The sequence below is a fragment of the Sphingomonas sp. genome, from assembly GCF_026460985.1.
Taxonomy (GTDB): domain Bacteria; phylum Pseudomonadota; class Alphaproteobacteria; order Sphingomonadales; family Sphingomonadaceae; genus Sphingomonas.
In genome coordinates this window covers 44428-51034 of record NZ_JAPKNM010000072.1, presented here as the reverse complement: position 1 = coordinate 51034, position 6607 = coordinate 44428, and the positions used below count along the sequence as shown (strand labels likewise).

At 67.6% G+C, this 6607-nt stretch carries 6 protein-coding genes; 2 read left to right on the top strand and 4 right to left on the bottom strand.

From position 1 onward, the window contains the following. Positions 1-352: 352 nt before the first annotated feature. Positions 353-1831, top strand: a complete 1479-nt coding sequence (locus MT490_RS12380) for a lipopolysaccharide biosynthesis protein (protein ID WP_297387975.1) — start codon at positions 353-355, stop codon at positions 1829-1831. A 7-nt stretch (positions 1832-1838) separates the two neighbouring features. On the opposite strand, the gene MT490_RS12375 is transcribed toward MT490_RS12380, so the two are convergent. Then, positions 1839-2267 carry a CBS domain-containing protein gene (locus MT490_RS12375; RefSeq protein ID WP_297387971.1) on the bottom strand — a complete coding sequence of 143 codons (429 nt, stop codon included), beginning with the start codon at positions 2265-2267 and terminating at the stop codon, positions 1839-1841. A 65-nt stretch (positions 2268-2332) separates the two neighbouring features. Between MT490_RS12375 and MT490_RS12370 the strand changes: the two genes are divergently transcribed. After that, positions 2333-2635 carry a hypothetical protein gene (locus MT490_RS12370; RefSeq protein ID WP_297387969.1) on the top strand — a complete coding sequence of 101 codons (303 nt, stop codon included), beginning with the start codon at positions 2333-2335 and terminating at the stop codon, positions 2633-2635. Here MT490_RS12370 and MT490_RS12365 read toward each other — a convergent pair. The 3 genes from MT490_RS12365 to MT490_RS12355 all read right to left on the bottom strand — a co-directional run bounded on the left by MT490_RS12365 (position 2632) and on the right by MT490_RS12355 (position 6484). Further along, complete coding sequence (locus MT490_RS12365) at positions 2632-4149, bottom strand: hypothetical protein (protein WP_297387966.1); 1518 nt, start codon at positions 4147-4149, stop codon at positions 2632-2634. The genes MT490_RS12370 and MT490_RS12365 overlap by 4 nt on opposite strands. A gap of 2 nt (positions 4150-4151) precedes the next feature. After that, a complete protein-coding gene (locus MT490_RS12360) occupies positions 4152-5564 on the bottom strand; it encodes a DUF4139 domain-containing protein (RefSeq protein WP_297387963.1) in 1413 nt (470 codons plus the stop codon). A 77-nt stretch (positions 5565-5641) separates the two neighbouring features. After that, positions 5642-6484 (bottom strand): DUF4167 domain-containing protein, encoded by an 843-nt coding sequence (locus MT490_RS12355; RefSeq protein WP_363321746.1) that lies wholly within the window; start codon positions 6482-6484, stop codon positions 5642-5644. Positions 6485-6607 lie beyond the last annotated feature (123 nt).

Genomic DNA, 6607 nt, shown 5'->3' with positions numbered 1-6607 from the left:
AAAGGACATGTACGAGCAGCTTGTTGCTTAACCTGATTACTCGCGCCCTGAGGCCACGAGACCAGGAGCCGCCGCCCACATGTCCCTTCATCTAAATCACTATGTCAAAGAGCGCAAAAGACCGACGCCCTAGCCATCCCCTTTTTCTCGGGGCGACCTGTGCGCCTGGTTTTTGATGACCGCGTCGCCGTTCCGTGTGGACAATCGCTGCGGTGGAGCGGCTTCTATGCCTGGCTTTTGATTCGGTCAACAGCGTTTCGGCGCTTTCTGTCACTTTTTTGAAATCCCGCCCGAAACCCGCGGAAAACCGTGCTTTACGCCATCTCAACAGGTGTCGGGGCATGAAGCTCCCGTGACCGAATCAACCGCCCATAGCCCGAATCAGGGGCTCGAATCGCTCAAGGACCAGGTGCGCAGCGCCGTGATCTGGCGTTCGGGCACGCAGATTCTCGGGCAATTGCTCACCTGGGGCTCGACCTTCGTCGTGATTCGCGTGCTCAGCCCCTCGGATTATGGGCTGTTCGCGATGACGCAGGTCGTGCTGGTCCTGCTCAACATGCTCAATGGCTATGGCCTGGCGAGCGCGCTGATCCAGCGCGGCGATGCGAGCAGGCACGCGCAGCGCCAGTTGTTCGGGATGCTGATCCTGCTCAACCTCGCCCTCGGCGCGGTGCAATTCGCCTGCGCCCCCTTCGCCGCGGCCTATTACCGCCAGCCGATGGTCGCCGATCTGCTGCGCGTCCAGGCGCTGCTCTACGTCGCGACGCCGTTCATCGCCCTCCCCTATGCGCTGCTCGCGCGCGCGATGGACTTCCGCAAGCAAGCCAAGGTGAACTTCGTCTCGGGGATCGCGGGCGCGCTCGTCGCGTTGGGCGGCGCCTGGGGCGGGCTCGGCGTGTGGACGCTGGTGGCGGCGCCGATCGCCCTGTTCGCGGTGCGTGCGATCGGCATGACCTGGGCAGCCAACTCGCTGATGTGGCCGAGCTTCGACTTCCGCGGCGCGGGCGACATCGCGCGCTATGGCGGGGTGATGGCGGCGGGGCAGATCTTCTGGTTCCTCCAGAGCCAGGCCGACGTGTTCATCGCCGGCCGGCTGTTCGACCCGCATTGGCTGGGCATCTACACGACCAGCCTGTTCCTCACGCAGATCTTCGTCTCGAAGTTCGTGCCGCCGCTCAACGAAGTCGCCTTCTCGGCCTATGCGCGGATCAAGGACGACCGCGCCGCGATGGCGGCGGCGTTCGTCAAGTCGGCGCGGATCATCTTCGTCGTGGCCATGCCCTTCTATCTCGGGCTCGCGGTGACCGCGCGACCGCTGGTCGAAGTGGTGCTCGGGCCCAAATGGATCGAGGCGGCGCCGGTGGTCCATTGGCTGGCGCTCGCCATGCCGATGATGACGCTGCAGACGCTCTACTCGCCCGCGAGCGACGCCTGCGGGCGGCCCGGGATCGGCGCGCAGAATGGCGCGACCGGCGCGATCCTGCTGCCCACTTCATTCCTGATCGGCGTGCACTGGGGGATCATGGGATTGGTCGCGGCATGGTTCGCCGCCTATCCGCTCTACCTAGCGATCTCGACCTGGCGGACGTTGCCGGTGATCGGGGTGCGGCTGCGCGATCTTGCCGACGGGCTCGCGTCGCCGGTGATCGCCGCGACCGGGATGGCGGTGATCGTCTCGCTGCTAGCGCGCATATTGCCGCCGATGCCGGCGCTGGCCGAGCTCGTGCTGCTCACCGCCGCGGGAGTCGCGGCCTATGGCGGCTGGCTGGCGCTGTTCGCGCGCGACACGCTCGACGAAGTGGTGGCGCTGGTCCGCAACCGGCGCGGCTGAGCGGACCCTAAACCGCCTGGATATAGGCGCGCATCGCCTCGGCCTCGGATTCGATCCGCTCGATCCGGTACTTCACCAGATCGCCGATCGAGATGAAGCCGATCACCTTGCCGCGCTCGATCACGGGGAGATGGCGAACCCGCCGTCGCGTCATCAGCGCGAGCGCGCCGAGCACCGATTCGTCGGGGCCCACGGTGAGCGCGGGCGTGGTCATCACGTCGCGCACCTTGTGGTCCAGCGCCCCGGCGCCCTCGCGCTCGAGGCAGTAGATCACGTCGCGTTCGGAGAAGATGCCCGCCACCTGCTCGCCGTCCATCACCGGAACGGCGCCGATCCGGCGGCTGGCGAGCAAAGCCACCGCCTCGGCCACGGTGCGATCGCCGGCGATCGACACCACGTCGGGCCCTTTTCCCCCCAGGATTGCCGCGATGGTCATCGCATGTCTCCGCTTTCGGGTTCAGGCGGTTGTTTCTCCCATGATTCGCACCCAATTGCAAAGCCATGCGCACGCCGCGGCACGATCTCGACGACCCGGAATATGCCGCCTTCGCCTGGGGACGATTCCGGCGGATCCTCAAGGGTATGGCGCTCGTCGCATTGCTCACCGCAGGGCTTGCCGAGTTGGTGCTCTACCTCTGGCTCGGCGAGCTCAACTTCGTCACCGCGAGCGCGACCTTCCTCGGCGTTTTCCTGACGATGATGCTCGCCGCGGCCCTGATGGGGCTGATGTTCCTGAGCTCGGGGACCCGGCATGACGAACGCGTCGAAGACCCGCTCAAGGGCGAGGTTGATATCGGCGACTAATCGTCGACATCGACCTTGCGGTAGCGCAGCGTCGCCGAGCCGTTGGCGGGCACCTCGACCGACCAGACATCCTTACCGTTATGGCGGCCGAGCCGCGCCGACATCTGCGTCAGCTTGTAACCGTCGTCGCGCTGGAACTCGGCCTCGAACCGGATCGGATGCGGGTTGGCGTTGGTGACGGTGAGGATCTGGTCCTCCCAATCGTCTCCCTCCTTGCCCGTGGCGACATCGGCGGTGACCTGCGTCGCCTCGGCAATCTCGAGCTGGACCTCCTCGCTGACCGCTTTGTCGTCGAGCGACGCCTCGCCGACCAACAGCCTGCGCTCGCCCAAGGGCTCGAACACCGCGACGCGGCCGGCGGGGAGCGGGATGCCGAGCCCCTTCTCCTTGCGGTTCTGCGCGCGGAGCGCGAGGCGGACTTCACCAGCCCCGCCGCCCCAGACCTGTGTCCGGTAGAGAACGTCGACCGGCACCGCTTTCTTGTCGAACATCATCACTTGCTTCTGGCTCATCGCCGCGACGGTGGTCGTATCCGGAATGCGATAGAGCTTGAGGTCGCCCAGTTCCTCCTGCTTCGCCATGCGCGAGCCTGTGACGACGATGCTCTCTGCGTCCTCGGCAATGGCGGCCATCGGCGCGGGCGCGGGCGGGGATTCCATCCGCTTCATCCTCATGAGCATCGGTTCGGCGACGGGTCGCGGGAAGCAAGTGACCTGGAGCGACCGGCCCTCGGGACCGTCGGCGCGCCCGTTGTCCTCGCGGTTGAGCCGCCCGGCGACGACCATCGTCTCGGCATCGGCAAAGCTGGTGACATCGCCATTGGCGAGCGTGACCCAGGCGAGGAGGTCCGCCGTCCGGCCGTCGGACCGCATCGTCGCGACATAATTGGCCTGCCAGTCGAAGTTCCATGCCAGATAGGAGAGCGTCAGCGTCACCTTGCCCGCGCGCGGCGAATCGGTCTCGACCGACAGGGTCGGCCGCGCGGTGAGCCCCTCGGGCACCGAATCATAGACGATCTCGTCCCGCGAGGGGCCGCAGCCGACGGCGATGAACCCCTCCTTGGTCTGGAGGATCGCGGCGCCGTCGGGACCCGAGCGGAGGATCGCACGCTCCTCGACGCTCCTGCCCTTGATCGTGCGGCGGATCGTCACCGGCCGCCCGACATGGCGCGCATAGAGGCTGTAGGGCGCGAGCAGATCGGCATCGAGATTCTTCTCGCGCACGCCGCTCGGCAGGCCGGTGACGATCGCGCTCTCGGGGAGGATCCCGCCGGCGACGCCTTCGAAACGGATCACCGCGCGCCCGGCGGGGATGGCGACGGTGCGCTTCTCGGTGACGAGCGCATAGCCGCTCAGCCAACGCAGATCGATTTCCGCCGAGGGGCTGCGGTTCGGCTCGCGATAGATGGTGACCGAGACGTTGTCCGGCCCCGGCGACGTCACGACCTGCGCCGAGGCGGGCGCCGTCGCGAGCATCGCCGCGGCGCACGCCGCCACGAGGCGGAAGAGCCGCATCGTCAGAAGCGCGTGATGAACACGGCGTCGAGCGACGCCTCGCCATTGGCAGGCACCTCGACCTTCCACAGCGCCTCGTCGGAATTGGTCCGGTCGCTCTTCAGGCTCTCGCTCTCGATGCGAGTGTCGTCCCACCAGCTGTCGAGCCCCGCCTGGGCGAGCTCGACCGTAACCGGCTGCGATCGCGCATTGGTGAGCTTGTAGTGCATCGTCGTGCGCCAGCGATCCCCGCCGCCGAGCCGCTCGCGCTTGACCACCGTCGGCTGGACCTTGACGTCGAACGCCTCGCCGGTCTTGAGCGCGAGCCGCGAGCCCATGGGCGTGTGGCCGATATTGCTCTCGCCGATGAACTGCGGCTGGCCGCGAGCGTCGCGCATATAGACGCGCACCGTGCCGGCGGGGAGCGCATCGCCCAGCCCGCCGTCGCGCGACGAGGAGAAACGCAACACCGTGTCGGCGCTCTTCGCTTCGTCCGAGGTATCGAGCCAGCCGTTGCGATAGAAATAGGCCTTGCCCGCGGGCACGCCCGCGACGTCGAGGAAGCCGACCTGCTTCTGCTGGGCGTTGGCGATCGTCGTGCGCTCCTTGAGCGGATAGACGTAGAAGTCGCCGAGCTGCTCGCGCCGCGCGGTCTCGGTGCCCGGCGCGTTGCCGGGAATCGCGCGCGACGGGTTCCGGCCATAACGCGGCCGCGAGCCCCCGTCGCTGCCGGGCGAGCCCGCGACCAGCAGGGTCGTCGCGTTGGGGAAGCTGGTGCCGGTGGTGTTGGTGAGCGTGATCCAGCCCTGCACGTCGATCTTGCCGGCGCCCTCGTCGAACAAGGCGACATAATCGGCCTTCCAGCCGAATCCGCTCGACAGATAGTTGAGCGTGACCGGGCGCGGGCCGGCGGCGCCGCTGTCGAGCGTCACCGAGAGCGTCGGCCGTGCGCGGAGATTGGGCGGCAGCGAGGAAAAGACGACGCGCCGCGTGCCGTTGAGCACTTCGATGCGATTGCCGACCTGGACGACGGTGCCGCCATTATTGGCGAGGACGCGGGCGCTCTCGCTGCTCTCGGCACCGGTCTCCGGGTTGGTTTTCACGAGCGTGACGGTCTGGCCAACGGCCTTGTCCATCAGCTTCTGCGGAGTGAGCAGGTCGAAATCGAAATTCTGCTCGACGATCGCGGTGTTGGCGGCGGCGAGCGTCACCGTCTCGGGCCGGATCGCGGCGGAGACGTCGGCGAACTCCTGCCGCGTGCGCCCCGAGGGAAGCGCGAGCATGCGCTTGTCCTGGATGAGCGCGAGATCGTTGTTGTAGATCGTGACCGCGACGTCGCCCTGAGCCGTCCGGCTTTCGGAAGGCGAATCGGTGGCGGTCTGGGCGTGCGCGGCGCACGGGAGCGCCGCCGCCAGAACGAGAGCCGTCAAACGCAAAGCATCCTCCCCCAAGGCCGTCTCAGGAGAGGATGCTAGCAGGTTGATCGCGAAGGGCCAGCCCGTCGCGGAAGATATCAGGCGGCCGGCGGAACTTCGGCGTCGTCGGCCTTGGTGCGGCGGCGGCGCGGCTTCTTGGGCGCCTCGTCGGCATCGTTGGCGGCGCTCGCCTCCGTGCCGAAGGCCGGCGGGAGGATCGCGGCGTCGATGCCCTGCGGCGCATCGGCCTCGGCCTCCTCGCGGCGCGGGCGGCCGCGGCCGCGGGCGGCGCGCACCGGACGCTCCTCGTCGCGCTGCTCGGCGAACAGCTCGGGAGCCGGCGCTTCCTGCGCCTCGGCCTGGTGACCATTGGCATAGCCGTTGGCGTTGCCGTTCGGGCGGCGATCGCGGCGGCCGTCACGGTCGCGTCCTTCGCGGGGCTCGCGATCTTGGCGCGGTTCGCGGTCCTGGCGGAATTCGCGATCCTGGCGCGGCTCGCGATCGTCGCGGTCGCGGCGGGCTTCGCGGTCCTGGCGGGGTTCACGCTCGTAGCGCGGCTCGCGCTGCTGCGGGCGGTCGTCGCGCGATTCGTCGCTGCGATTGCCCTCGGCCTCGAACTCGAAATCCTCGTCGTCGCCGTCGATGTCGTTGCTCGGGCGGGGCTGGCGCTGGTTCGGATTCTGCTCCTCGAAGCGCGAGCGGCTTTCGCTCAGCACCCGGAAATAGTGATCCGCGAACTGGAGATAATATTCGGCGTTGACCCGATCGCCCTGCATCTGCGCGTCGCGAGCAAGGTTCTTGTATTTCTCGAGAAGCTGCGCCGCGTTGCCGCGCGCACGATTGTCGATGCGGTTGCCATTGCCCTGGTTGGGGTTGCCACCCTGGCGCTGCTGACCGCCACGGCCGCGACGGCGACCGTTGTTAGCCTGACGATTGTTCATCAAGGTCTGTATGTCCTGTCTACTTAAGCCGTCCGTCGATCCATTCGGGGTCCCGGATGCACGTTACACTTGCGGACAGCGCCCTGCCGGCGCTTCCGCCTCGCCACGGCCGTCGGACTGCAA

Coding starts and splice junctions, on each gene's coding strand:
- MT490_RS12375 (WP_297387971.1), bottom strand. CDS start 2,267: ATGACCATCGCGGCAATCCTGGGGGGAAAAGGGCCCGACGTGGTGTCG.
- MT490_RS12370 (WP_297387969.1), top strand. CDS start 2,333: ATGCGCACGCCGCGGCACGATCTCGACGACCCGGAATATGCCGCCTTC.
- MT490_RS12365 (WP_297387966.1), bottom strand. CDS start 4,149: ATGCGGCTCTTCCGCCTCGTGGCGGCGTGCGCCGCGGCGATGCTCGCG.
- MT490_RS12355 (WP_363321746.1), bottom strand. CDS start 6,484: ATGAACAATCGTCAGGCTAACAACGGTCGCCGTCGCGGCCGTGGCGGT.